The organism is Pseudomonas pisciculturae (assembly GCF_015461805.1).
Taxonomy (GTDB): Bacteria; Pseudomonadota; Gammaproteobacteria; order Pseudomonadales; family Pseudomonadaceae; genus Aquipseudomonas; species Aquipseudomonas pisciculturae.
This window is the reverse complement of record NZ_JACVZE010000001.1, coordinates 887,262-912,485: the sequence shown is the minus strand read 5'-3', so window position 1 is coordinate 912,485 and position 25,224 is coordinate 887,262. Positions and strand designations below refer to the sequence as shown.

Here is a 25,224-nt window from a genome sequence, read left to right as displayed (position 1 = left end):
AAACCTTCCTTAAATAACGCACGCAACCCGTTGCCCTCACACGACGCAAATGGCGCGATGAGCACAACGGGTTGTGAGTAAATAGCTGAAATGGGCATGGCGGCTAGCTTAGCGGATGCAAGCGGCCGCGCACACCCGGGGCGGTCACACCTTGGCGACAGCCGGAGCGGTTTTACTGCGTGGGCGCAATTGAGCGGCGGCCATGGCCGGGTCGGTCACGCCGGTTTCGGCGCGCATGCCGGCAGCGAGGAAAGGCACCATCAGGCGCATCACCTGTTCAATGGAAGTGTTCACGCCGAAATCGGTCTCGGCAATGGCACGCAACGCCTTGATCCCAGACATGCTGAACGCGGCAGCACCGAGCATGAAGTGCACGCGCCAGAACAGTTCGATCGGCGGAATACGTGGGGCCGCCTCGTTGACCAACAGCATATAACGGCGGAATACCTTGCCGTACATGTCTTCCAGGTAACGTCGTAGGTGACCCTGGCTCTGGCTGAATGCCAGGCCCAGAAGGCGCATAAAGATGGACAGGTCGTTGCCGCTGCGGGGCTGCACCACCAGCGCCTGCTCTACCAGCATTTCCAGCAGGTCTTCCAGGGTTGGCTTGTTGTCGGCCTTGGCCTGGCGACGCTCCAGCTCACGGTCGAGACTGGCGCAGAACGGCCCCAGGAAGCGTGAGAACACTGCCTGGATCAGGGCCTTCTTCGAGCCGAAATGGTAGTTCACTGCCGCGAGGTTAACCCCGGCCTTGCTGGTAATCAGCCGCAATGAAGTTTCAGCAAATCCTTTTTCCGCGAACAATTGCTCGGCAGCATCGAGAATGCGTTCAACGGTTTCCGACTGGGCCATGGCTACTCCGCCTGACAAACACTTGTTTGAAACATACGTTTCAGGTTGTGTCTTGTCAAGCCTGCGGGTTCGCATTCCGGCCGGGCAGTCATGTATTTCATCGCTATTTAATCACATCCACCTCCGTCTGTAGGCCCGCTATCTATGCCCTGTAGGGCGAATGCCTGATGACCGTCCAGCGGAGTCGCTAAAAAGGATGATTGCCAAGCGCAATTCACTGTATATAATCCCAGTCACTGTATAAAAAGACAGAGCGATCAACATGCTAAAACTGACGCCACGCCAAGCTGAGATTCTGGCTTTTATCAAGCGCTGCCTCGATGACAACGGCTACCCGCCGACTCGGGCAGAAATTGCGCTGGAACTGGGGTTCAAGTCCCCCAACGCCGCCGAAGAACACCTCAAGGCCCTCGCTCGCAAAGGCGCGATCGAGATGACCCCCGGTGCTTCCCGCGGCATTCGCATCCCTGGCTTCGAAGCCAAGGCCGACGAATCGACACTGCCCATTATCGGCCGCGTTGCTGCGGGTGCGCCGATCCTGGCACAGCAGCATGTCGAGGAGTCCTGCAACATAAACCCGACCTTCTTCCACCCTCGTGCCGACTATCTGTTGCGGGTACATGGCATGAGCATGAAGGACGTGGGCATCTTCGATGGCGACCTGCTGGCCGTCCACACCACCCGCGAAGCCCGTAATGGCCAGATCGTCGTCGCCCGTATCGGCGATGAAGTCACCGTCAAACGCTTCAAACGCGAAGGCAGCAAGGTCTGGCTCCTGGCCGAGAACCCTGAGTTCGCCCCGATTGAAGTGAACCTGAAAGATCAGGACCTGGTGATCGAAGGCCTGAGCGTCGGCGTTATTCGCCGCTAAAGGAGGCATCATGCAGCTCGTGCACACCCCACAACACACACAACTGTCGCTGTTCGAGGCCTTTATGGCCCAACCCCTTGCGCCCATCCTCAAGGAAACGGTCGAGGCGCCCTGGAGCGCCGAGCCTGAGGCGTTCAGTGAATTGTCGTTGCGCGGTGCTGCTGGCAGCTGCCTAAGCCTGCTGGCGCCGATCCTGCGTGAACTCAGCGAGGAGCAGGACGCTCGTTGGCTGACACTGATCGCCCCACCCGCCAGCCTGACCCAGGCCTGGCTGCGGGACGCCGGCCTCAACCGCGAGCGTATCCTGTTGCTACAGCCACGCGGTGCGCAAAGTGCCCAGCAACTGACCTGCGAAGCGTTGCGACTGGGCCGTAGCCACACGGTGGTGAGTTGGTTGAATCCGTTAAATGCGAGTGCCAAGCAGCAACTGATCAGTGCCGCACGGACGGGCGATGCTCAGAGCTTGAATATTCGATTGGGCTGAAGTGAAAGGCCTACCTGCGGGTGGGTGGGCTTTTTGTGGCGAGCGAGCTTGCTCGCGCTGGGCTGCGAAGCAGCCCCAAAGCAGGCACCGTGGAATGCCTGATGTACCGCATCACTCTATTTGGGGCCGCTACGCAGCCCAGCGCGAGCAAGCTCGCTCGCCACAGAAGCACGCGCAACTACAAAAAATCACGCAACCACAGACCTCAGTGAAGCACCCGCGGCCCCTCATCCTTCTCCGGCTCGCCTTCCGCCAAGCGACCGGCCATTTGTACACCCACGCTCAACATGGCCTTGGCCACCTCTACGTGCTGGCCTTGCAGGAACGCTTTAGCGTCCTCGGAAAAATCCAACGTTACCAGAGAACCCTCGTCCTCAGCCCGGCGCAGCTCGATTCGGCCGTCAGGCAATTCAACAATTTCCAGAAAGGACGTTGGCATAAAAATCTGTTCTCCACGAAAGGCCGGGATTATATCAGTCATCCACCCGGCATCGCTGAGGATCTGAAGAGGTTTCTTTACAGCTTGATGAACGGTGGCTTGTGCTGTGTAACAGAACAATGGGGGTGCCTCAGCACTCGTTCAAGCCTTCGCGAAAGCGTAGCGCCATCTTTTTGAGTTCCTGGCGCCAGCTTTCCAACTCTACTCGACTCAGCGGCTTAGGCTCGTCGTCTTCCAGCGAAACCGCCACGATAAGCGGCTGAGTCACATCACCCTTGGGCACATGGGGAACGCGCGGCGGCTGGAACATATCGGCATGCGCCTTAAGCAAACGCGCCACCCAACTGTCTGGGCTTTGAGCCATTTCGACCAATTCAGCCAGCTCAGGGATCGCCATCGTGTCCAGCACCTCACGATTCATGATCATTTCTGCACGAGGCGAGCCGGCCTGGGGCAAGCGATAGAACCCGGCAATTTCATGACACAGACCCAGCAAAGCACCGTAGAGGTGGAACAACGCCGCTTCACGCCCCGCCTGAACCAGCCCGATGGCATTTATCTCCTTCCCCTCCTCGGCACGGCCAAGGGCTTCCAGGGACAAACCCGAGAAGTAAATTTTCTGATTGGTACGGGTATAGAGTTCGTTGGCCATAACGGCAGTCTCCACAACGAAAAGAGGCGTGATGCTGGCCCAACAGTGTCACGGATCAACCGAGCGCACTGCAAGCGTAAAAAAAGGCCGCCCTTTCAGGCGGCCTTTGCATTTGCAGCTTAGTCGATCAAGCGCCTTGGCGCTTGTCCTCGACCTTCCACTTGCCACCGTCATAGAACGCTTTCCAGCCGGTAGGCTTGCCGTCCACTTCGGTCTGCACGTACTGCTCCTTGGTCTTGCGGCTGTAGCGGATCACGGCTGGGCGACCATCCGGGTCCTTCTTCGGCGCTTCACACAGGAAGTGGTACTTGGGATCAATCTCATCCTTGTGCGGCACGATCTCCAGCACCAAAGGCGCTCGGGTCTCGCGGTTTTTCGGGAACTGGCTGGCGGCCAGGAACAGCCCAGAAGCACCGTCACGCAGGATGTAGGTGTCGTTAACCTTCTCGCACTTAAGCTCAGGCATCTTCACCGGGTCCATCTTCGGCGGCGCCGCATCACCGCTTTTAAGCAGCTTGCGGGTGTTCTTGCACGTCGGGTTGGTGCAACCGAAGAACTTGCCGAAACGGCCAGTCTTGAGCTGCATCTCGCTGCCGCACTTGTCGCACTCCAGGCTCGGGCCTTCATAACCCTTGATGCGATAGGTGCCTTCTTCAATCTCATAGCCGTTGCAATCCGGGTTGTTACCGCAGATGTGCAACTTGTGCTTCTCGTCCAGCAGGTAGGCGTCCATCGCCGTGCTGCAGATCGGGCAACGGTGCTTGCCACGCAGTACCAACGACTCGGATTCACCCTCGTCATCGGCCGCGATTTCATCACCCGGTACCAGGTTAACGGTGGCCTTGCAGCGCTCTTTCGGCGGCAGGCTGTAGCCCGAGCAACCGAGGAACACACCAGTGGATGCAGTACGGATCTGCATCGGCCGGCCACAGGTCTGGCACGGGATGTCGGTCATCACCGGCTGGTTGGCACGCATGCCGTTTTCTGGGCTTTCGGCTACTTCGAGCTTCTTCTTGAAGTCGCCGTAGAACTCGTCCAGCACATTTTTCCAGTCGCGCTCGCCCTGGGCGACGTCATCGAGGTTCTCCTCCATACCGGCGGTGAAGCCGTAGTCCATCAGGTTGGAGAAGCTCTCGGAGAGGCGTTCGGTAACGATGTCGCCCATCTTTTCCGAATAGAAACGACGGTTATGCAGCGCAACGTAGCCACGATCCTGGATGGTCGAGATGATCGCCGCGTAGGTCGACGGACGACCGATACCGCGTTTTTCCATCTCTTTTACCAGGCTGGCTTCCGAATAACGGGCCGGCGGCTTGGTGAAGTGCTGGGACGGGTCGAGCTTGATCAGCTTCAGTGTGTCGCCTTGAGCCATGTCCGGCAGCACGTCGTCATCGCCAGGCTTGGCGATTTGCGGCATGACGCGGGTATAGCCGTCGAACTTGAGGATACGGCCCTTGGCACGCAGCTCGAAGTCGGACGCCGCCACGGTCACAGTGGTGGACAGGTATTGCGCCGGCAGCATCTGGCAGGCCAGGAACTGGCGCCAGATCAGCTCGTAGAGGCGCTCAGCGTCGCGCTCCATGCCAGTCAGCTTGGCTGGCGTGGTGTTGGCGTCGGAAGGACGAATCGCTTCGTGAGCCTCCTGTGCGCCTTCCTTGCTGCTGTAGACGTTAGGCTTCTCCGGCAGGTACTTCTCGCCGAACTCGCCTTCAATATAAGTACGCGCCATCGCCACTGCGTCTTGCGACAGGTTGGTGGAGTCAGTACGCATATACGTGATGTAGCCAGCTTCGTACAGACGCTGAGCCATCATCATGGTTTTCTTCACACCGAAGCCCAGGCGGTTACTCGCGGCCTGTTGCAGGGTGGACGTAATGAACGGTGCCGAAGGCTTGCTGCTGGTCGGCTTGTCTTCGCGCTTGACGATGCTGTAGCTGGAAGATTTGAGCTTCTCCAGCGCAGCCATGGCCTGGGCTTCGTTCAGCGGCTTGAAGGCCTCGCCCTTCTCGCGGGCCACTTCAAAGCGCACGTTGGCGCCCTTGGCAGTGCCGAGATCGGCGTGAACTTCCCAGTACTCTTCAGGGATGAACGCACGGATCTCACGCTCACGCTCCACCACCAGCTTTACCGCAACCGATTGCACACGGCCAGCGGACAAGCCACGGGCGATCTTGGCCCACAGCAGCGGCGAGACCATGTAGCCCACGACGCGATCGAGGAAGCGACGCGCCTGCTGGGCGTTAACGCGGTCAATGTCCAGCTCACCCGGCTTGGAGAAGGCTTCCTGGATGGCTTTCTTGGTAATTTCGTTGAACACCACACGCTTGTAGCGGCTGTCGTCACCGCCGATGGCTTCCCGCAGGTGCCAGGCAATGGCCTCCCCTTCGCGGTCCAAGTCCGTTGCGAGATAGATGGTGTCGGCATCTTTGGCGAGCCGGCGCAGCTCTTCGATGACCTTTTCCTTGCCCGGAAGGATCTCGTACTTGGCCTTCCAGCCATGATCCGGGTCTACACCCATGCGCGAGACCAGCTGCTTGCGCGCTTTCTCTTTAGGGCTGAGCACCGGACCTTCGCCCGCAGCCGCTTTGCCGCGCTTGGCGGCTGGCTCCTTGCTGGCGCTAGCCGAACCGCTGGTGGGCAGGTCTCGGATATGGCCGATACTCGACTTCACCACGTACTCGTTACCCAAGTACTTGTTGATGGTCTTGGCCTTAGCCGGGGATTCCACAATGACCAGCGATTTGCCCATGGATCGGAAAATTCCTGAATTCGAGAAGTGAAAGGCAGTTGGCGCCTGTCGCGGCAACGCTATATATAGTGGCAACAAGGTGAGGTCAAGCGCAGCAGTCTGCGCGGCCTGCCGTTATTGCCCTGAAAAAAGACTGGGTTCGACCTGCACCAAAGCAAAGCGCGGGACCTGCTTGCCGTCAACCTCGACGGTCTCCAGGAACATGCTCAACGGGCGCACCCAAAAGCCGTAATCGCCATACAGTGCTTGGTAGAACACCACTTCTTCTTCGGTCTCGGAGTGCCGCGCCACATTAAAAACGCGGTACTGCGGCCCCTTATAATGTTGATAGAGCCCTGGTTCGACTTGCATGCTCTGGCCCTCTTACAAAATTTGTTAAAAAAAAATTACGAAACTGCCAAAAAACAAAAACCGGGGCACTGGGCCCCGGCTTCCGTCAACTCAACGCTTAGACGCGTTCGAAGACGGTGGAGATGCCTTGGCCGAGACCAATGCACATGGTGGCTACCCCGAGGTTGCCGCCATTTTGCTTCATCACGTTGAGCAAAGTGCCGGAGATACGTGCACCGGAGCAACCGAATGGGTGGCCCAGGGCAATCGCACCGCCGTGCAGGTTAACCTTCTCGTTCATCTTGTCGAGTACTTTCAAATCTTTCAGCACTGGCAGGGCCTGTGCGGCGAAAGCTTCGTTGAGCTCGAAGAAGTCGATGTCGGAGATGGAAAGGCCTGCGCGCTTCAAGGCTTTTTGTGTGGCCGGTACTGGACCATAGCCCATGATCGCCGGGTCCACACCTGCCACTGCCATCGAGCGGATTACCGCGAGCGGCTGGATGCCCAGGTCTTGGGCACGCTGCGCCGACATCACGATCATGCACGAGGCACCATCGGTAATTTGCGACGAAGTGCCCGCTGTCACGGTGCCACCCTTTGGATTGAACGCCGGCTTCAAGGCCGCCAGGCTTTCCAGGGTAGTGTCCGGACGGATGGTTTCGTCGTAGTCGAACAGCTTCAGGAAACCGTTCTCGTCGTAACCGTTCATCGGGATGATTTCATCCTTGAACTTGCCTTCCACGGTCGCCTTGTGGGCGAGTTGGTGGGAGCGCAGGCCGAAGGCGTCCTGAGCTTCACGGGTAATGCCATGCATTTTGCCGAGCATTTCCGCAGTCAGGCCCATCATGCCCGAGGCTTTCGCCGCGTACAGCGACATGTGCGGGTTTGGATCGACGCCGTGCATCATGCTCACGTGGCCCATGTGCTCCACGCCGCCGACCACGAACACATCACCGTTGCCGGTCATGATCGCTTGCGCTGCGGTGTGCAGGGCGCTCATCGACGAGCCACACAGGCGGCTGACGGTCTGGCCGGCAGCCGTGTGCGGGATCTGCGTCATCAAGGAGGCCATGCGCGCGATGTTCCAGCCCTGCTCCAGGGTCTGGTTGACGCAGCCCCAGATCACGTCTTCGACTTCGTTCGGATCAACCTTGACGTTGCGCTCCAGCAGCTTGCTGATCAGGTGCGCCGACATATCTTCGGCACGGGTGTTGCGGTGCATGCCGCCCTTGGAGCGGCCCATTGGCGTGCGACCGAAGTCGACAATCACCACGTCTCTTGGATTCAAGCTCATAAATATTCTCGCTCTATTCGTCTGGGCGCTTAACCGAAGAAGCTCTGGCCATTCTTGGCCATTTCACGCAGCTTCGCGGTCGGGTGGTACAGCGGGCCCAGATCAGCGTATTGATCAGCCAGGGCAACGAATTCGGCCACACCGATCGAGTCGATGTAACGCAGCGCACCGCCACGGAATGGAGGGAAACCAATACCGTATACCAGGCCCATATCGGCTTCGGCGGCGGTTTCCACGATGCCGTCTTCCAGGCAACGCACGGTCTCAAGGCACAGGGCGATCATCATCCAGTTGATGATGTCTTCGTCCGACACCTCACGCTGCTCGTAGATGACCGGCGCAAGCACTTCATGTACCGACGGGTCGGCGACTTTCTTCTGCTTGCCCTTCTTGTCGGCCTCGTAGGCGTAGAAGCCTTTGCCATTCTTCTGGCCCAGGCGCTTGGCTTCGTAGAGCGCGTCGATCGCCGAGCGGCGGTCGTCTTTCATGCGGTCCGGGAAGCCTTCAGCCATAACGTCGCGACCGTGGTGGCCGGTGTCGATACCGACCACGTCCATCAGGTACGCCGGGCCCATTGGCCAGCCGAATTTTTCCATCACTTTGTCGATACGCACGAAGTCCACACCCGCGCTGACCAACTTGGCGAAACCGCCAAAGTACGGGAACAGCACGCGGTTGACCAAAAAGCCCGGGCAATCATTGACCACGATCGGGTTCTTGCCCATTTTCTTGGCGTAGGCAACGGTGGTGGCAACAGCCAACTCGCTGGACTTCTCGCCACGGATCACTTCCACCAGCGGCATCATGTGCACTGGGTTGAAGAAGTGCATGCCGACGAAGTTTTCCGGACGCTTGAGGGCTTTGGCCAGCAGCGAGATGGAAATGGTCGAGGTGTTCGAGGCCAGGATGGTGTCGTCTTTGACATGGCCTTCAACTTCAGCCAGTACCGCCTGCTTGACCTTCGGGTTCTCGACAACCGCTTCGACCACCAGGTCGACGTGGCCGAAATCGCCGTAGGACAGCGTAGGACGAATACCGTTAAGCACTTCAGCCATTTTCGCAGCGGTCATGCGACCTTTATCAACGCGACCGACCAGCAGCTTGGCGGCTTCGGCCAGACCTTGCTCGATACCGTGCTCGTTGATGTCTTTCATCAGGATCGGCGTGCCTTTAGACGCCGACTGATAGGCGATACCGCCACCCATGATGCCGGCGCCGAGTACGGCAGCCTGCTTCACGTCACGGGCGATCTCGTCGTAGGCCTTGGCCTTTTTCTTCAGTTCCTGATCGTTCAGGAACAAGCCGATCAGGCTTTGTGCAGCCGAGGTTTTCGCCAGTTTGACGAAGCCAGCGGCTTCAATTTCCAGGGCTTTGTCGCGACCGAAGTTCGCCGCTTTCTGGATAGTCTTGATCGCTTCGACCGGCGCCGGGTAGTTCGGGCCAGCCTGGCCAGCAACGAAACCTTTGGCAGTTTCGAACGACATCATTTGTTCGATGGCGTTGAGCTTGAGTTTTTCGAGCTTCGGCTGACGCTTGGCCTTGTAGTCAAATTCGCCGCTGATGGCGCCCTTGATCAGGTTCAGTGCGGCTTCGGCCAGTTTATCCGGTGCAACCACAGCGTCGACGGCACCGACTTTCAGGGCGTCTTCAGCACGGTTTTCTTTACCGGCGGCGATCCACTCAATAGCGTTGTCGGCACCGATCAGGCGCGGCAGGCGCACGGTGCCGCCAAACCCTGGGTAGATGCCCAGTTTGACTTCTGGCAGGCCGATTTTTGCGGTCGCGGCCATGACACGGAAGTCTGCCGCCAGGCACATTTCCAAGCCACCGCCCAACGCGATGCCATTGATCGCGGCAACGGTCGGTACGTTGAGGTCTTCAAAATCGCTGAAAATCTTGTTGGCTTCGAGGTTGCCAGCCACCAGCTCGGCATCGGGCAGCTTGAAGTTGTCGACGAATTCGGTGATGTCAGCGCCGACGATAAACACGTCCTTGCCGCTGGAAACGATCACGCCCTTGATCGAAGCATCTGCTTTGATGGTGTCTACAGCCTGACGCAATTCATTCAGGGTTAGACGGTTGAACTTGTTGACGGACTCACCCTTGAGGTCGAACTTCAGTTCGACGATGCCACTTTCAAGAGCCTTAACCGTGATGGCTTTACCTTCGTAAATCATCAACTGATCTCCACGATATGGAAGCTGAACAGTACACATTGGACGCTGGCCCAGGGTTGGACATTGATGATTGAGTCAATGTTCACGCCCTTTTGCCAGGCACACCCGCCAATGCGCTAGTCGGGATTCTGTATGAGCCGTCTGACAGACAAACGCTCAATTCATACGCCCGTTTGATTTGGGTACGCCACCTTCATCCAATTCCGGGCAATTGTCAATCGCTCCAAAGGCTAGTAAAAACGCGACTTTCCAGTCATTTCAGAACCCCGACCATAGGCCTTCGCTCCGTCAATATTCAAATATTCACGAAATCAATAATGGAAAATATGCGGAAAAAGGCTGTACACAACGGGATATACGGCTAGGCTAGCCGCAACTGTAAGGCGCCTGGATGAACATCCGACGCGAGTAACACGAAATTACCGGCCTGCCTGGCCAACTCCAGCCCGATGATGATGTCGGGCTTTTTATTGCTCTGCGTTTATCAAGCCAGCGCCCTGAGTAACGTATCGATGGCTTTCAATACGCTCATCTCGCCCTTTTCACCCCAATACAGCGCAATCATCTGCTTGTCGGCCTCAACTTTGTAGACGTTGTCCGGCAGCGTCGCAAAATGCGGCAACAACTTCTCATCGACGCACACTTCGCGCCACTGATTGACCCACACCCCGGGCTCCAGCTGCCAATAACTCCAGAGGGCTGGCGTGCTGCCACGCCGTGGCCGGCAGTACTGCGCGCAAGGGCTCGGCGGCTCCTGCTTGAGCCAATGCGGCCATTCCTGGGGGGCCAGTTGCATGGCCAAGCCGATGCGGCGCGCCTCCATGCGCAGGGCCATGCGCCCGCTCTGATGGCGCGACGGGCGCAGCCACGCAAGGGGGCTCAGAACCACCACAAGGATTGACACCACTATCCAGACCGTCATATGTGTACTCCCGAATTTCTAGATGAGCGGATTTGACCTGACGCAACCCCATCCGCTTGAAAGCAGCCATACTGAATTTATTGCAGTCCCTTGGAGGAACGCCTCATGCCCTACGTACATATTCTGGTCGCCGTAGACCTGACCGAAGAGTGCGATCCAGTGATCAAGCGCGCACAAGAATCTGCATTGGCCAATGGCGCCATACTGTCGCTGGTGCATATCGTCGAGCCCATGGCCATGGCCTTTGGCGGTGACGTGCCGATGGATCTTTCCCAGTTGCAGCAACAACAATTTGACCAGGCCAAGGAGCGCCTGGACCGCTTGATTCTCAAGTACCCGCACCTGAAAAAGGAAGACTGCCACCTGACTTACGGCCAGCCGCGCCAGGAAATCCACCACCTGGCCAAAGAAAAGGCTTGTGACCTGATCGTGGTCGGTAGCCATGGTCGACATGGTTTGGCGTTGTTGCTGGGTTCGACTGCCAATGATGTGCTGCACGGTGCGCCGTGCGATGTGCTGGCCGTCAAGCTGGTCAAAGCCCCTTAAGCCCTACCGAGATCAACATGTGGGAGCGGGCTTGCCCGCGATAGCGATCTGTCAGTCGATGCACTCGGCGACTGATACACCGCTATCGCAGGCAAGCCAGCTCCCACATTTTTTTGATCGCATTTCATATAAAAAGCCCGGCGTTCATACGAATGAACGCCGGGCTTTTTTAATGCGCCGAGATCACTCAGGCATCCAACTCAGCCCAACGCTCCACCAGCACTTCCAACTCCTGGTTCAACGTTTCCAGCGAAGCAATGACCTTGGCAGTTTCTACCGCCGGACGCAGGTAAAAACCTGCGTCAGCCATTTCCGCTTCAACCGCGGCGATCTGCTGTTCCTTGGCGTCGATATCACCCGGCAAGGCTTCCAGCTCGCGTTGCAGCTTGTAGCTCAGTTTTTTCTTGGCAGCCGGTGCAGCGTCTTGAACCGGCTCAGCAGCAGCGGCCACTGGAGTCACCACTGCCGAATTCAAGTCGGCCTTGCCAGACTTGCTCTCGGTCACGCCCAGCAAGCGCGGCGAGCCGCCCTGGCGCAACCAGTCCTGATAACCACCGACGTACTCGCGCACCTTGCCCTCACCTTCGAAGACCAGGGTGCTGGTGACCACGTTGTCGAGGAATGCCCGGTCGTGACTGACCATCAGTACGGTGCCGTTGAAGGTCAGCAGCACTTCTTCCAGCAATTCGAGGGTTTCTACGTCCAGGTCGTTGGTCGGTTCGTCGAGCACCAGCAGGTTCGCCGGTTTACTGAACAACTTGGCCAGCAGCAGGCGCGCACGCTCACCACCGGACAAGGCTTTGACCGGCGTACGTGCACGCTGCGGGCTGAACAGGAAGTCGCCCAAGTAGCTGAGCACGTGGCGGCTCTGGCCGTCGATGTCGATAAAGTCGCGACCTTCGGCCACGTTGTCGATCACGGTCTTTTCCAGGTCCAACTGGTGGCGCAATTGGTCGAAGTACGCCACGTCTATGCGTGTGCCCTCTTCCACGGTGCCGCTGGTCGGTTGCAGACCGTTGAGCATCAGCTTGAGCAACGTGGTCTTGCCGGTACCGTTGGCGCCCAGCAAACCAATACGGTCGCCGCGCTGCAAGACCATGGAGAAGTCCTTGATCAGGAACGGGCCGTCCGGGTGGTGGAAGCTGACGTTCTCCAGCACCATCACTTGCTTGCCCGACTTGTCGGCGGTATCCAGTTGGATATTGGCCTTACCGGTGCGCTCGCGACGCTCGCTGCGCTCAACACGCAGGGCTTTCAAGGCACGCACACGGCCTTCGTTACGGGTACGGCGCGCCTTGATGCCCTGGCGAATCCAGACTTCTTCCTGGGCCAGTTTCTTGTCGAACAGCGCGTTGGCGGTTTCTTCGGCGGCCAGGGTGGCTTCCTTGTGCACCAGGAAGCTGGCGTAATCGCCGTTCCAGTCGATCAGGCCGCCACGGTCCAGCTCAAGGATGCGGGTCGCCAGGTTTTGCAGGAAGGAACGGTCGTGCGTGATAAACAGCACGGCGCCCTGGAAATCCTTGAGGGCTTCTTCCAGCCAGGCGATCGCTCCGATGTCCAGGTGGTTGGTTGGCTCATCGAGCAGCAGCAGGTCCGGCTCGGACACCAAGGCCTGGGCCAGCAACACGCGACGACGCCAGCCGCCGGACAACTCGGCGAGGGTCTTGTCGGCCGGCAGTTGCAGGCGGCTCAGGGTGCTGTCGACCAATTGCTGCAAGCGCCAGCCGTCACGGGCTTCGAGGTCTTGCTGGACATGCATCAGCTTGTCCAGGTCTTCCTCGGTGACGCAGTTTTGCGCCAGGTGGTGGTACTGGGCCAGCAACTCGCCGACGCCGTCGAGGCCTTCGGCAACCACGTCGAACACCGTCCGTCCGTCGGCCACCGGCAATTCTTGCGGCAATTCGCCAATCTTGAGGCCCGGGGCGCGCCACACGGAGCCGTCATCAGGCTTCTGATCGCCCTTGACCAGCTTCATCATGCTGGACTTGCCGGTGCCGTTGCGGCCGATGATGCACACCCGCTCACCACGGGCGATCTGCCAGGACACCTTGTCCAACAACGGCATGGCGCCGAAAGCAAGGGACACATCGCTGAATTTGAGCAGGGTCATACGCTTCTCCAAAAACTGGGCGCGCATTCTACCTGAGTTAGGGGTGGGATGCGGCCGGCATTTTCATTGCTGGTACGTTCTGTAGGACATTTCTCGCCAACCCATGCGAACCGGCCAGCAAAGCTTTCGCCGGCCGCTGGCAAAAGGCTAAGCTAGGGGCAATCAGTGTCGGCAATGCCGGTGCTAGTCGTGATTTCTCTGCACGGACGTCTCATGCGCAGTCGCCTTTTCAACTTTTTATCTTGTCTGCTTCTTTCCGCCACCGCCGTTCAATCCGCCCAGGCCGTGGACCTCACCACCCAACGCCAGTATTACGATGAAGCCAAACGCGCCCTGGCCAAGGGCGATAGCGGCCCGTATATGCAATACAGCCAGGCCCTGGCCGACTATCCGTTGACGCCCTACCTGGCCTACGACGAACTGACCGCGCGCCTGAAAACCGCCAGCAACGAGGAAATTGAACAATTCCTCGCCAAGAACGGCGATCTGCCCCAGGCCAACTGGATGAAACTGCGCTGGTTGCGCTGGCTGGCCGACCGTGGCGACTGGCAGACCTTTGAAAAGTACTACGACCCCAAGCTTAATTTCGTCGAGCTGGACTGCCTGCATGGCCAATACCAACTCACCCACAATCTAAAGGCCGAAGGTTACAAGACCACCGAAAAGCTGTGGATGACGGGTAAATCCCAACCAGCTGCCTGCGATGTCACCTTCGGGCAATGGGCGGCTGCCGGCCAACTCACCGAACAAAAAATCTGGGACCGCGCCAAAATGGCCGCCGAAGCGCGCAACTACGCGCTGGCCAACAGCCTGGTGAAAACCCTGCCCACCCTCGGCGCCCAAGGCCGCTTGATGGTGGACGTGGCACAAAAGCCAGACATGCTCAGCGACCCATCACGCTTTCAGCCGGCCAACGAAGCCATGTCGGACGCCGTGGGCCTCGGTCTGCGTCGCCTGGCGCGCCAAGACCCCGACAAGGCCATGGCCCTGCTCGACGGCTACGCCAGCAGCATGCGCTTCTCCCGTGACGAAAAAGTGGCCATTGCCCGCGAGATCGGCCTGACCCTGGCCAAGCGCTACGACCCGCGTGCCCTTGAGGTGATGACCAAGTACGACCCTGAACTGCGTGACAACACGGTATCGGAGTGGCGCCTGCGCTTGCTGTTGCGTCTGGCCCGCTGGGAAGATGCCTACCAGTTGACCCGTAAACTCCCACAAGACCTGGCGACCTCAAACCGCTGGCGTTACTGGCAAGCCCGCAGCCTGGAGCTCGCCGAGCCAAAAAACCCGCAAACCCTGGTCCTGTACAAACACCTGGCGCAAGAACGCGACTTTTACGGCTTTCTCGCCGCCGACCGCTCCAAGGCTCCCTACCAGTTGAAAAACAAACCCTTGGTGATGAGTCAGGCGCTGGTCAGCAAAGTGCGCAACACCCCCGGTGTACGTCGCGCCCTGGAGTTCTACGCCCGCGGCCAGATTGTCGATGGCCGTCGCGAGTGGTACCACGTCAGCCGTCACTTCAACCGCGATGAAATGGTCGCCCAGGCCAAGCTGGCCTACGACATGAAGTGGTACTTCCCGGCGATCCGCACCATTAGCCAAGCGCAGTATTGGGACGATTTGGACATCCGCTTCCCGATGGCCCACCGCGACACCCTGGTGCGCGAAGCCAAGGTACGTGGCCTGCATTCGAGCTGGGTGTTCGCCATCACCCGCCAGGAAAGCGCCTTCATGGACGACGCCCGCTCCGGCGTCGGCGCCAGCGGCCTGATGCAACTGATGCCCGGCACCGCCAAAGAGACTGCGCGCAAATTCAGCATCCCCCTGGCCTCCCCGGCCCAAGTGCTGGACCCGGACAAAAACATCCAGCTAGGCGCGGCTTACCTGAGCCAGGTGCACAGCCAGTTCAATGGCAACCGCGTGCTCGCCTCCGCCGCCTATAACGCCGGCCCTGGCCGCGTGCGCCAATGGCTACGCGGCGCCGATCACCTGAGCTTTGACGTGTGGGTAGAGAGCATTCCGTTCGACGAAACCCGTCAATATGTGCAGAACGTGTTGTCTTATTCGGTGATCTACGGGCAGAAGCTCAACTCGCCACAGCCGTTGGTGGATTGGCATGAGCGCTATTTTGATGATCAATGACACGTATCCCCTGTGGCGAGCGAGCTTGCTCGCTCGCCACAAAAGCCTCAATGACGCCTGATCAGTCTTGAACCTGCTCCATCCCATCACTGAACTGCAACGCCGCCAACCGCGCATACAGCGCATTACTCGCAATCAACTGCTGATGCGTGCCCACGGCCACAAGCTTGCCCAGGTCCATCACGGCAATGCGGTCGGCATTCTTCACCGTCGCCAATCGATGGGCGATCACCAGCGTGGTGCGCCCCTGCATCAGTTGCGGCAGGGCTTGCTGGATCAAATGCTCGCTCTGCGCATCCAGGGCGCTGGTGGCTTCGTCCAACAGCAGTATCGGCGCATCCACCAACAACGCACGGGCGATGGCCAGGCGTTGGCGTTGGCCGCCAGAGAGGCCCATGCCGCCGTCGCCGAGGTGCGTCTGGTAGCCGTCGGGCATTTGCAGGATGAAGTCGTGGGCATGGGCGATACGGGCGGCGGCTTCGACCTGCTCGAAGGTCGCGGCCGGGTTGCCGTAGCGGATGTTTTCTTCGACGCTGCCGTAAAACAGCGCCGGGCTTTGGGACACGAGGGCGAAGTGACGGCGCAGGTCCATCGGGTCGAGTTCAGTCAGCGGGTGACCGTCGAGCAGGATGCGGCCGTGCTGCGGGTCGTAGAAGCGCAGCAGCAGGTCGAAGATCGTCGATTTGCCGGCGCCTGACGGGCCAACCAAGGCCAGGGTTTCGCCGGGATTGATGGTCAGGTTCAGGCCGTCGATGGCGTAGCTGTCAGGCCGTGACGGGTAGGAAAAGCGCAGGTCCTGCAACGCCATGCTACCGCTGACACGCTGGGGCAATTGCACCGTGCCAGTGACTGGCGCCTGGATTTCATTGCTCGACTGCAACAATTCGCCGATGCGCTCGGCAGCACCGGCGGCGCGCTGTAACTCGCCGAGCACTTCACTCAGGGTGCCGACGGCGCTGCCGACGATCAGGCTGTAAAACACAAACGCTGCCAGCTCACCGCCAGAAATGCGCCCGCCGATCACGTCCATACCGCCGACCCACAGCATCACGCCCACGGCGCCCAGTACCAACATGATCACCAGGGTAATCAGCCAGGCGCGCTGCACGATGCGTTTGCGCGCGGTGGTGAAGGCCTCTTCCACCGTCACGGCGAAGCGCTGCTCGTCCTGTACCTGATGGTTATAGGCCTGCACGGTCTTGATCTGGCCGAGGGTCTCGGACACGTAGCTGCCCACATCGGCGATACGGTCCTGGCTTTGGCGTGACAGGCTGCGCACGCGGCGGCCGAAGATCAGGATCGGCGCCAGCACCAACGGCAGCGCCACCACCACGATGCTGGTGAGCTTGGGGTTGGTGACAAACAGCAGCACGATGCCGCCGATGACCATCAGGGCATTGCGTAGAAACAGCGACAGCGACGAGCCGATCACCGATTGCAGCAAGGTGGTGTCGGTGGTCAGCCGCGACTGTATTTCCGAGCTGCGGTTGTTCTCATAGAAACCGGGGTGCAGGTAGATCAAATGGTTGAACACCTGCCGCCGAATGTCCGCGACCACCCGCTCACCGATCCACGACACCAGGTAAAACCGCGCAAAGGTGCCCACGGCCAGGCCCAGCACCAGCAACATAAACAAGCCGATGGACTGGTTGAGCAGGTGCGGTGACTGGGTCATGAAACCCTGGTCTACCAGCAGCCGAATGCCCTGCCCCATGGATAAGGTGATGCCTGCGGTGACGATAAGCGCCACCAAAGCGCCCAGCGCTTGCCAGCGATAAGGCGCAATAAAACGGCTGGCCAAGCGAATTGCACGACGTTGACGGGCTGAGAACATGGAGGGCATCACCGATGAGGAACCAGTACCTCTACATGGGGGGAACTTGGGCCAATAGCAATGAGTCAGGTTAATTATGCCCGCCGATAAGGGCTCCTAGAGACTATCGGTCTAATGCGTGGCTGGAAATCCGTAGTGGTTTCTGGTGGACTGGGTGTTCGAACCGCTGATCATGTATGGAGTTGTAACAGCCCGGTCACGCGGGGGTATTAGAGTCGGTACACAACCTGATGAGGAGACAGGCCATGACCTTGCAAACCAGCAGCGATGCCAAGATTGAAGTGATCCGCCAGCCGCAGCAGTTGCCGTGCACGTACATCGATGCCAGCGGCCGCGAAGTGCAGATTACCGAAGAGATGATCCAGCAAGCGTGCAGCGAGCTGGAACAGCGACTGGTCAAACCTGCCCAGCGAGGCTGAAGCGCCCACGCTCTTTTAAACCCGGCCCTGGTGGCCGGGTTTTTTATGGCCGCTTAGATGGCCTCGGCGCCGAGTGCCAAGACTATCTGCGACAGCGCCGCGGACTCACCATTGATGTGCACCTTCAGTCCATCGATCTCGCGGCGCGCGGGGTAATGCTTGCGCAGCAGGTCGAAAGCCGTGCGTTGCTCTTCAACGGTTCCTACAAGGCTGCGACGAAAATCCGCATCGTCCCGGCGCGGGTCGTACACGCTGCGGCACAGGGTGGCCAGCGCCCAGGCCGGGTCCGTCTCAGCATTGAGGTGCACTTGCGCCAGCCACAGCGGCGGCAATAAATCACTCAGTTGAATGCTCGGCTCCTGCCCCAGATGAGCACAGAACGCCTGATAGATCTGCGCCGTGCCACGCTGGCGGCCTTCGAGGCTATAACCGGCGATATGCGGGGTGGCCAGCACGCACAGGTCGGCCAGGTCGACGTCCACTTGCGGCTCGCCTTCCCATACGTCCAGCACGGCTTGCAGGTCTTCGCGCTCCAACAGCACTTCGCGCAGCGCTGCGTTATCCACCACCGGGCCACGACTGGCGTTGATCAGCCAGGTGCCGGGCTTGAGCTGGTTGAGGCGCTGGCGGTCGAACAGGTGCCAGGTCGAGCCATTACCGGACTTGGTCAGTGGGGTATGCAGGCTGATCACATCGCACTGCTCGATGATCTGCGCCAGGCTGACATAATCACCGTCTTCGGCGATCTGGCGCGGCGGGTCGCACACCAGCACGTTCCAGCCCAGCCCCTTGAGCACCTTGACCAACCGGCCACCGACCTCCCCTGCGCCGACCACGCCGTAGGTGCGTTGGTTGAGGTCGACGCCTTCGATCTCGGCCAGGGTCTGCAGGCTACCCAGCACGTAGTCCACTACTCCACGGGCGTTACAGCCTGGGGCGCTGGACCACTGGATGCCGGCCTGCTTGAAGTAGTCGAGGTCCAGATGGTCGGTGCCGATGGTGCAGGTGCCGACAAAGCGCACCTTCGAGCCTTCCAGCAGCCCGCGATTGACGTTGGTCACCGAGCGCACCAACAACACATCGGCCTGCTCGACGGTGGCGCGGTCAATGGAACGGCCGGGCACCCGGCGAATCTCGCCAAACCCTTGGAAGAAAGCGTCGAGCAGCGGAATATTTTCGTCGGCAACAATCAGCATGGCAGGCTCCTTTGGCGGAGGGGCAGTGTACACAGATGCGCTTCGTGTAACAGCTCAGATCCCCTGTGGGAGGGGGCTTGCTCCCGATAGTAGTGGGCCAGTCAATATAGCCAGTGACTGATCCAATGCTATCGGGAGCAAGCCCCCTCCCACAGGGGATTTTCGGTGTTTGGAAGGGCGCTTACAAATCCCCAACACAGGTTTTTTCCTGACCATTGCGTCAAGGCGTAGAATCCGCCGGCCTTGCGTCTCCCTTATTCCTGGACACCCGTACGTGAACACTGCCATCGCCCCCCTCACCCGCCCCGCCCGCATCAGCCGGGAAGTGCGCGACCTGCTGACGCTGGCCTTGCCGATCATGATCGGCCAATTGGCCACCACCGCCATGAGCTTTGTCGATGCAGTAATGGCCGGGCGCGTCAGCCCCCAAGACCTGGCGGCAGTGGGCCTGGGTAATTCGATTTGGATTCCTGTGTACCTGCTGATGAGCGGCACCCTGTTGGCGACCACGCCAAAAGTCGCCCAACGCTACGGCGCCGGGCAGTTCAACGAGATCGGGCCGTTGGTGCGCCAATCGCTGTGGCTGGCCGTCGTGGTGGGGGTCATGGGTGCGCTCTTGCTGCTGTGCGCCGAACCGATCCTGCATGCGATGAAGGTTGAGCCCGACCTGATCAACCCGTCCATGGGCTACCTGCACGGCATCGCCGCCGGCATGCCAGCCATTGCGCTGTACTACGTGCTGCGCTGTTTCAGCGAGGGCCTGGGCCGCACCCGACCAAGCATGGTCATGGGCCTGTTTGGCCTGGCGCTGAATATTCCGCTCAACTACATCTTCATCTACGGTCACCTGGGCGTGCCGGCCATGGGCGGCGTGGGCTGCGGCTGGGCCACGGCCATTTCGATGTGGGCGATGCTGCTCGGGCTGGCCGTGTGGACACGCTATGGGGCGGCGTATCAAAGCAGCGAATTGTTCAAGCGTTTCGACTGGCCACAATGGGCAGTGATCAAGCGCGTACTGGGCATAGGCTTGCCCATCGGCATCGCGATCTTTGCCGAGTCGAGCATTTTCGCCGTGATCGCCCTGCTGATCGGCAGCCTGGGTGCCACGGTGGTCTCCGGGCATCAGATCGCTTTGAACGTCAGCTCCCTGGTGTTCATGATCCCCTACTCCCTGAGCATGGCCATCACCGTTCGCGTCGGCCAGGCCCTGGGCCGTGGCCAGCCACGTGAGGCGCGCTTCGCCGCCGGGGTAGGCATGGGCACGGCGCTGGCGTACGCCTGCCTGTCGTGCGGTCTGATGCTGGTGTTCCGCGAGCAGATTGCGGCGATCTACACCCCGGACCCGATCGTGATCCACCTGGCTTCGACGCTGATTGTGTTTTCTGCGCTGTTCCAGTTCTCCGACTCGATCCAGGTCACGGCCGCGGGTGCATTGCGTGGCTTCCAAGACACCCGGGTGACCATGGTGCTGACGCTGTTTGCCTATTGGGGCGTGGGGCTGCCGGTGGGTTACGCGCTGGGGCTGACCCATTGGCTCGGCGAACCCAGCGGCCCAAGCGGCTTGTGGCAAGGGCTGATCGTGGGCCTGAGTTGTGCGGCGGGGATGTTGGTGGTGCGCCTGACGCGCAGTGCACGCCGACGCATTCGCGCGGTTGAAGCCCAGGGTTAAACGGACTTCTTGCGAATCCAGTACAGGTAAGTGCCGGCCTGCTCTTGCTGATCCACCAGTTCGTGGTCCAGGAACACGCAGAACTTGGGAATGTCGCGGCGGGTGGACGGGTCGGTGGCGATCACCTTGAGCAGGCCGCCCGGCGCCAGGTCGCGGATGTGCTGGTGCAGCATCATCACGGGCTCGGGGCAGTTGAGGCCGGTGGCGTCCAAGGTGCCGTCGACGGGTAGATCCTGGGGTTGGCTCATCTCTCACTCCTTAAACCGGCCCGCTCTTGTGTGGGAGCGGGCTTGCCCGCGATGACCGGGGCACATTCAACATAGGTGTCGATAGTTATACCGCTATCGCAGGCAAGCCAGCTCCCACATTTTGAGCGGTGCTGGGCTTTCGATCAGCGGTTCTTGGGTTTCTTCGGGGTTTCCAGGCGACGCAAGTGGCACGTCACTTCCTCACGGTCGTGATACAGCTGCTTGCAGCCAATCTCAACCCGAATGCCTCGCGCCTTGAAGCCTTCCTCGATACGTTCGAGCAAACGCTTCACCTCGGCATACCGCTGCTTCATCGGCAACTTCAAGTTCACCACCGCCTCGCGGCAATGCCCTTCGCCAATCCAGGTTTCCAGCAGGGCTGCGTTGCGCGCCGGTTTCTCGACGATATCGCAGACCATCCAGTCCACCGGCTGCTTGGGCACGAAGGTGAAGCCGTCGGCCATCAAGTGTTGCACCAGGCCGGTGTCCATCAGGCTTTCGGCCATGGGGCCGTTGTCGATGGCGGTGACCAGCATGCCACGGTTGACCAGTTGCCAGGTCCAGCCGCCGGGGGCGGCGCCCAGGTCTACGCCGGTCATGTCGCCGTGCAGGCGCTCGTCCCACTGGTCACGGGGGATGAAGTGGTGCCAGGCCTCTTCCAGCTTGAGGGTCGAACGGCTTGGCGCGTCACGCGGGAACTTCAGGCGCGGGATGCCCATGGGCCACATCGCCGAGTTGTTCGACTCGGCCAGGCCCATGAACACCTCGCGGCCACTCTTGAAGGTCAGCAGCAGGCGCGGCTTGCTTGGGTCGTCCACCAGCTTGCCGGCGTTGAGCAGGGCTTTGCGCAGGTGCACTTCGAATTTCTTGCAGAAGTTCGACAGCTCTTTACCGTCATTGGTGTCGACCATTTCCAGCCACAGGCTGCCGCACACCGGGAATTCGCGCAGATGGGCAAGGATCACGCTGATGCGGTCGGTCTCTGGCAGGTCGATGAACACACCGCGCGCCCACTGCCTTGGGAAGATCAGCTCGGCAAACCGCTGGCCGTGCATCAGGCGCTGGGCGCCGTCTTCTTCGGTGCAGACAAATTCGGCGCAGGCGCTGCCGGTCTTGGCCTTGGCGTAGCCGGAAACGTTCAGGCGCGCGGCGAGGTCCGCGATCTCGGAACAGACTTCGCCTTCAAAACCCGGGCGGCAGTGCATAAAAAGGGTGTTCATCAACTCTCCTGGTGACTCAACCGGCATTGCGCTATCGCAATGTCTGTCATGAAAACGCGCGCATGATAGCCGAGTTCGGAACCTTGGACTTAACCATAGAGTCCAGTTATTAGCCTGCTAATGAAAACAGGGCTAAGTTGATAGCTCTGTTCGTCCCGTCAGGTCCGTAGCCGTGCGGACCATAAGGAGTCGTGTCATGTCATCGCTTGATAGCCTGAGAACCCTTAAGACCCTTGAAATAGACAGCAAAACCTACCACTACTTCAGCCTGCCCGAAGCCGCCAAGAGCCTGGGTGACCTGAGCAAGCTGCCGATGTCCCTCAAGGTGCTGCTGGAAAACCTGCTGCGCTGGGAAGACAGCAAGACAGTCACCGGCGCCGACCTCAAGGCCATTGCCGACTGGCTCAAAGAGCGCCAATCCGACCGCGAGATCCAATACCGCCCTGCCCGCGTGCTGATGCAGGACTTTACCGGCGTACCCGCCGTGGTCGACCTGGCCGCCATGCGTGCCGCCGTGGCCAAGGCCGGTGGCGACCCGCAGCGCATCAACCCGCTGTCGCCGGTAGACCTGGTGATCGACCACTCGGTGATGGTCGACAAGTTCGGCAACGCCGACGCCTTTGAGCAAAACGTCGATATCGAAATGCAGCGCAACGGCGAACGCTACGCCTTCCTGCGCTGGGGCCAGAGCGCCTTCGACAACTTCAGCGTAGTGCCACCGGGCACCGGCATCTGCCACCAGGTCAACCTCGAATACCTGGGCCGCACCGTGTGGACCAAGGATGAAGACGGCCGCACCTACGCTTTCCCGGACACGTTAGTGGGCACCGACTCCCACACCACCATGATCAATGGCCTGGGCGTACTCGGCTGGGGCGTGGGCGGTATCGAAGCCGAAGCGGCCATGCTCGGCCAACCGGTGTCGATGCTGATCCCGGAAGTGATCGGCTTCAAGCTCACCGGCAAGTTGAAGGAAGGCATCACCGCTACCGACTTGGTACTGACGGTCACCCAGATGCTGCGCAAAAAAGGCGTGGTGGGTAAATTCGTCGAATTCTACGGCGATGGCCTCGCCGACCTGCCCCTGGCCGACCGAGCCACCATTGCCAACATGGCCCCGGAATACGGCGCCACCTGCGGCTTCTTCCCGGTGGATGAGGTGACGCTGGACTACCTGCGCTTGTCGGGCCGCCCGTCAGAAACCGTGAAATTGGTAGAGGCCTACACCAAAGCCCAGGGCCTGTGGCGCATCGCAGGCCAAGAGCCGGTGTTCACCGACAGCCTGGCCCTGGACATGGGCAGCGTCGAAGCCAGCCTCGCCGGGCCGAAACGCCCGCAAGACCGCGTATCGCTGCCGAATGTGGCCCAGGCGTTCAGCGATTTTCTCGACCTGCAATTCAAACCCGCCAACAAAGAAGAAGGCCGCCTGGAAAGCGAAGGCGGTGGTGGCGTGGCCGTTGGCAATGCCGACCTGGTGGGAGAAGCCGATTACGAATACGAAGGTCAGACTTATCGCCTGAAAAACGGCGCCGTGGTCATCGCAGCGATCACCTCGTGCACCAATACCTCCAACCCCAGCGTGATGATGGCGGCCGGCCTGGTGGCCAAAAAGGCCGTGGAAAAGGGCCTGACCCGCAAGCCTTGGGTCAAGACTTCCCTGGCCCCGGGCTCCAAAGTGGTCACTGACTACTACAAGGCGGCAGGCCTCACCCAGTATCTGGACACACTCGGCTTCGACCTGGTGGGTTACGGCTGCACCACCTGCATCGGCAACTCCGGCCCCTTGCCCGAGCCGATTGAAAAAGCCATCCAAAAGGCCGACCTTGCCGTGGCCTCGGTGCTCTCCGGCAACCGCAACTTCGAAGGCCGTGTGCACCCGCTGGTGAAAACCAACTGGCTGGCCTCACCACCACTGGTGGTCGCCTATGCGTTGGCCGGCACCGTGCGTATCGATATCAGCAGCGAGCCGCTAGGTAACGATAAGAACGGCAAACCGGTGTACCTCAAGGACATCTGGCCCACCAGCCAGGAAATCGCCGACGCGGTGGCCCAGGTCAGCACCGGCATGTTTCACAAGGAATACGCCGAGGTGTTTGCCGGCGATGCGCAGTGGCAGGCCATTGAAGTACCGCAGGCCGCAACCTACGTGTGGCAGTCGGACTCTACCTACATTCAGCACCCGCCATTCTTCGACGACATTGCCGGGCCTTTGCCGGTGATCAAGGATGTGCAGGGCGCCAATGTACTGGCCCTGCTGGGCGACTCGGTGACCACCGACCACATCTCCCCCGCCGGCAATATCAAAACCGACAGCCCCGCCGGCCGCTACCTGCGCGAACAAGGCGTGGAACCGCGCGACTTCAACTCCTACGGCTCACGCCGCGGCAACCATGAAGTGATGATGCGCGGCACGTTTGCCAATATCCGTATCCGCAATGAAATGCTGGGTGGCGAGGAAGGCGGCAACACGCTGTATATCCCCACTGGCGAGAAAATGGCGATCTACGACGCGTCGATGAAATACCAGGCGTCGGGTACGCCGCTGGTGGTGATCGCCGGGCAGGAATACGGTACGGGCTCAAGCCGCGACTGGGCGGCCAAGGGCACGAACCTGCTGGGGGTGAAGGCGGTGATCGCTGAGAGCTTCGAACGGATTCACCGTTCCAACCTGGTGGGCATGGGCGTGCTGCCGTTGCAGTTCAAGCTGGACCAGAACCGCAAAAGCCTCAAGCTCAGTGGCAAGGAGAAGATCGATATCCTGGGGCTGACGGACGTGGAGATCGTGCCGCGCATGAACCTGACTTTGGTGATTACGCGGGAGGATGGGAGTACAGAGAAGGTCGATGTGTTGTGTCGGATTGATACGCTTAATGAAGTGGAGTACTTCAAGGCGGGGGGCATCTTGCACTACGTACTGCGCCAGCTGATCGCCAGCTAACCAACAGACAAAGAAGATCAAATGTGGGAGGGGGCTTGCCCCCGATGGCGGTGGATCAGGTACAGATGTCTAACCTGACACACCGCTATCGGGGGCAAGCCCCCTCCCACATGTTGACTGTATTGACAGCTT

The 25,224-nt window shown here is 59.9% G+C and carries 20 protein-coding genes; 7 read left to right on the top strand and 13 right to left on the bottom strand.

Features of this window, described 5'->3' with window-relative positions; all coding sequences use genetic code 11:
- Window positions 1-144: 144 nt before the first annotated feature.
- Window positions 145-852 carry a TetR/AcrR family transcriptional regulator gene (locus ICY20_RS04125; RefSeq protein ID WP_194936986.1) on the bottom strand — a complete coding sequence of 236 codons (708 nt, stop codon included), beginning with the start codon at window positions 850-852 and terminating at the stop codon, window positions 145-147.
- A gap of 262 nt (window positions 853-1,114) precedes the next feature.
- Here ICY20_RS04125 and lexA point away from each other — a divergent pair, with 262 nt between their 5' ends.
- Complete coding sequence (lexA, locus tag ICY20_RS04120; RefSeq protein ID WP_003172575.1) at window positions 1,115-1,723, top strand: transcriptional repressor LexA; 609 nt, start codon at window positions 1,115-1,117, stop codon at window positions 1,721-1,723.
- 10 nt (window positions 1,724-1,733) lie between these two features.
- A complete protein-coding gene (sulA, locus tag ICY20_RS04115) occupies window positions 1,734-2,207 on the top strand; it encodes an SOS-induced cell division inhibitor SulA (protein ID WP_058425063.1) in 474 nt (157 codons plus the stop codon).
- Between the two features lie 205 nt (window positions 2,208-2,412).
- On the opposite strand, the gene ICY20_RS04110 is transcribed toward sulA, so the two are convergent.
- The 7 genes from ICY20_RS04110 to ICY20_RS04080 all read right to left on the bottom strand — a co-directional run bounded on the left by ICY20_RS04110 (window position 2,413) and on the right by ICY20_RS04080 (window position 10,770).
- Window positions 2,413-2,646 (bottom strand): hypothetical protein, encoded by a 234-nt coding sequence (locus ICY20_RS04110; RefSeq protein WP_159959413.1) that lies wholly within the window; start codon window positions 2,644-2,646, stop codon window positions 2,413-2,415.
- Between the two features lie 130 nt (window positions 2,647-2,776).
- Complete coding sequence (locus tag ICY20_RS04105; protein ID WP_194936985.1) at window positions 2,777-3,298, bottom strand: DUF6586 family protein; 522 nt, start codon at window positions 3,296-3,298, stop codon at window positions 2,777-2,779.
- 127 nt (window positions 3,299-3,425) lie between these two features.
- The gene (topA, locus tag ICY20_RS04100) at window positions 3,426-6,047 is read right to left on the bottom strand and encodes a type I DNA topoisomerase (protein ID WP_194936984.1); all 2,622 of its coding nucleotides are present in this window, start codon (window positions 6,045-6,047) and stop codon (window positions 3,426-3,428) included.
- Window positions 6,048-6,161: 114 nt separating this feature from the next.
- Window positions 6,162-6,398, bottom strand: coding sequence for a DUF1653 domain-containing protein (locus tag ICY20_RS04095; protein WP_159959419.1), 237 nt, complete (start codon window positions 6,396-6,398; stop codon window positions 6,162-6,164).
- Between the two features lie 97 nt (window positions 6,399-6,495).
- Window positions 6,496-7,671: an acetyl-CoA C-acyltransferase FadA gene (fadA, locus tag ICY20_RS04090; RefSeq protein WP_005786153.1), complete on the bottom strand. Its 1,176-nt coding sequence runs from the start codon at window positions 7,669-7,671 to the stop codon at window positions 6,496-6,498.
- Between the two features lie 29 nt (window positions 7,672-7,700).
- A complete protein-coding gene (fadB, locus tag ICY20_RS04085) occupies window positions 7,701-9,848 on the bottom strand; it encodes a fatty acid oxidation complex subunit alpha FadB (RefSeq protein WP_194936983.1) in 2,148 nt (715 codons plus the stop codon).
- Between the two features lie 484 nt (window positions 9,849-10,332).
- Entirely contained in the window at window positions 10,333-10,770 is a 438-nt protein-coding gene (locus ICY20_RS04080) for a hypothetical protein (RefSeq protein WP_159959423.1), read from the bottom strand.
- A 105-nt stretch (window positions 10,771-10,875) separates the two neighbouring features.
- On the opposite strand from ICY20_RS04080, the gene ICY20_RS04075 reads away from it, so the two are divergent.
- Window positions 10,876-11,316, top strand: a complete 441-nt coding sequence (locus ICY20_RS04075; protein ID WP_159959425.1) for a universal stress protein — start codon at window positions 10,876-10,878, stop codon at window positions 11,314-11,316.
- 187 nt (window positions 11,317-11,503) lie between these two features.
- Here the strand turns inward: ICY20_RS04075 and ICY20_RS04070 are convergent, their stop codons facing one another.
- The gene (locus ICY20_RS04070) at window positions 11,504-13,426 is read right to left on the bottom strand and encodes an ATP-binding cassette domain-containing protein (protein ID WP_194936982.1); all 1,923 of its coding nucleotides are present in this window, start codon (window positions 13,424-13,426) and stop codon (window positions 11,504-11,506) included.
- Between the two features lie 213 nt (window positions 13,427-13,639).
- Here ICY20_RS04070 and ICY20_RS04065 point away from each other — a divergent pair, with 213 nt between their 5' ends.
- Complete coding sequence (locus ICY20_RS04065; protein ID WP_194936981.1) at window positions 13,640-15,568, top strand: transglycosylase SLT domain-containing protein; 1,929 nt, start codon at window positions 13,640-13,642, stop codon at window positions 15,566-15,568.
- A gap of 61 nt (window positions 15,569-15,629) precedes the next feature.
- Here the strand turns inward: ICY20_RS04065 and ICY20_RS04060 are convergent, their stop codons facing one another.
- Entirely contained in the window at window positions 15,630-17,411 is a 1,782-nt protein-coding gene (locus ICY20_RS04060) for an ABC transporter transmembrane domain-containing protein (RefSeq protein WP_194936980.1), read from the bottom strand.
- Window positions 17,412-17,647: 236 nt separating this feature from the next.
- Between ICY20_RS04060 and ICY20_RS04055 the strand changes: the two genes are divergently transcribed.
- On the top strand, window positions 17,648-17,821 hold the full coding sequence (locus ICY20_RS04055; protein WP_194936979.1) for a PA1571 family protein: 174 nt from the start codon (window positions 17,648-17,650) through the stop codon (window positions 17,819-17,821).
- A gap of 53 nt (window positions 17,822-17,874) precedes the next feature.
- Here ICY20_RS04055 and pdxB read toward each other — a convergent pair whose 3' ends face one another.
- Window positions 17,875-19,017, bottom strand: coding sequence for a 4-phosphoerythronate dehydrogenase PdxB (pdxB, locus tag ICY20_RS04050; protein WP_194936978.1), 1,143 nt, complete (start codon window positions 19,015-19,017; stop codon window positions 17,875-17,877).
- 274 nt (window positions 19,018-19,291) lie between these two features.
- On the opposite strand from pdxB, the gene ICY20_RS04045 reads away from it, so the two are divergent.
- A complete protein-coding gene (locus ICY20_RS04045) occupies window positions 19,292-20,686 on the top strand; it encodes an MATE family efflux transporter (RefSeq protein ID WP_159959435.1) in 1,395 nt (464 codons plus the stop codon).
- Here the strand turns inward: ICY20_RS04045 and tusA are convergent.
- A complete protein-coding gene (gene tusA, locus ICY20_RS04040) occupies window positions 20,683-20,934 on the bottom strand; it encodes a sulfurtransferase TusA (RefSeq protein WP_159959437.1) in 252 nt (83 codons plus the stop codon). The genes ICY20_RS04045 and tusA overlap by 4 nt on opposite strands.
- Before the next feature lie 143 nt (window positions 20,935-21,077).
- Entirely contained in the window at window positions 21,078-22,154 is a 1,077-nt protein-coding gene (gene rlmM / locus ICY20_RS04035) for a 23S rRNA (cytidine(2498)-2'-O)-methyltransferase RlmM (RefSeq protein WP_159959439.1), read from the bottom strand.
- A 196-nt stretch (window positions 22,155-22,350) separates the two neighbouring features.
- Here rlmM and acnA point away from each other — a divergent pair, with 196 nt between their 5' ends.
- Window positions 22,351-25,092, top strand: coding sequence for an aconitate hydratase AcnA (gene acnA, locus ICY20_RS04030; RefSeq protein ID WP_194936977.1), 2,742 nt, complete (start codon window positions 22,351-22,353; stop codon window positions 25,090-25,092).
- The last annotated feature ends 132 nt before the right edge of the window (window positions 25,093-25,224 follow it).

Coding starts and splice junctions, on each gene's coding strand:
- ICY20_RS04125 (WP_194936986.1), bottom strand. CDS start 852: ATGGCCCAGTCGGAAACCGTTGAACGCATTCTCGATGCTGCCGAGCAA.
- lexA (WP_003172575.1), top strand. CDS start 1,115: ATGCTAAAACTGACGCCACGCCAAGCTGAGATTCTGGCTTTTATCAAG.
- sulA (WP_058425063.1), top strand. CDS start 1,734: ATGCAGCTCGTGCACACCCCACAACACACACAACTGTCGCTGTTCGAG.
- ICY20_RS04110 (WP_159959413.1), bottom strand. CDS start 2,646: ATGCCAACGTCCTTTCTGGAAATTGTTGAATTGCCTGACGGCCGAATC.
- ICY20_RS04105 (WP_194936985.1), bottom strand. CDS start 3,298: ATGGCCAACGAACTCTATACCCGTACCAATCAGAAAATTTACTTCTCG.
- topA (WP_194936984.1), bottom strand. CDS start 6,047: ATGGGCAAATCGCTGGTCATTGTGGAATCCCCGGCTAAGGCCAAGACC.
- ICY20_RS04095 (WP_159959419.1), bottom strand. CDS start 6,398: ATGCAAGTCGAACCAGGGCTCTATCAACATTATAAGGGGCCGCAGTAC.
- fadA (WP_005786153.1), bottom strand. CDS start 7,671: ATGAGCTTGAATCCAAGAGACGTGGTGATTGTCGACTTCGGTCGCACG.
- fadB (WP_194936983.1), bottom strand. CDS start 9,848: ATGATTTACGAAGGTAAAGCCATCACGGTTAAGGCTCTTGAAAGTGGC.
- ICY20_RS04080 (WP_159959423.1), bottom strand. CDS start 10,770: ATGACGGTCTGGATAGTGGTGTCAATCCTTGTGGTGGTTCTGAGCCCC.
- ICY20_RS04075 (WP_159959425.1), top strand. CDS start 10,876: ATGCCCTACGTACATATTCTGGTCGCCGTAGACCTGACCGAAGAGTGC.
- ICY20_RS04070 (WP_194936982.1), bottom strand. CDS start 13,426: ATGACCCTGCTCAAATTCAGCGATGTGTCCCTTGCTTTCGGCGCCATG.
- ICY20_RS04065 (WP_194936981.1), top strand. CDS start 13,640: ATGCGCAGTCGCCTTTTCAACTTTTTATCTTGTCTGCTTCTTTCCGCC.
- ICY20_RS04060 (WP_194936980.1), bottom strand. CDS start 17,411: ATGCCCTCCATGTTCTCAGCCCGTCAACGTCGTGCAATTCGCTTGGCC.
- ICY20_RS04055 (WP_194936979.1), top strand. CDS start 17,648: ATGACCTTGCAAACCAGCAGCGATGCCAAGATTGAAGTGATCCGCCAG.
- pdxB (WP_194936978.1), bottom strand. CDS start 19,017: ATGCTGATTGTTGCCGACGAAAATATTCCGCTGCTCGACGCTTTCTTC.
- tusA (WP_159959437.1), bottom strand. CDS start 20,934: ATGAGCCAACCCCAGGATCTACCCGTCGACGGCACCTTGGACGCCACC.
- rlmM (WP_159959439.1), bottom strand. CDS start 22,154: ATGAACACCCTTTTTATGCACTGCCGCCCGGGTTTTGAAGGCGAAGTC.
- acnA (WP_194936977.1), top strand. CDS start 22,351: ATGTCATCGCTTGATAGCCTGAGAACCCTTAAGACCCTTGAAATAGAC.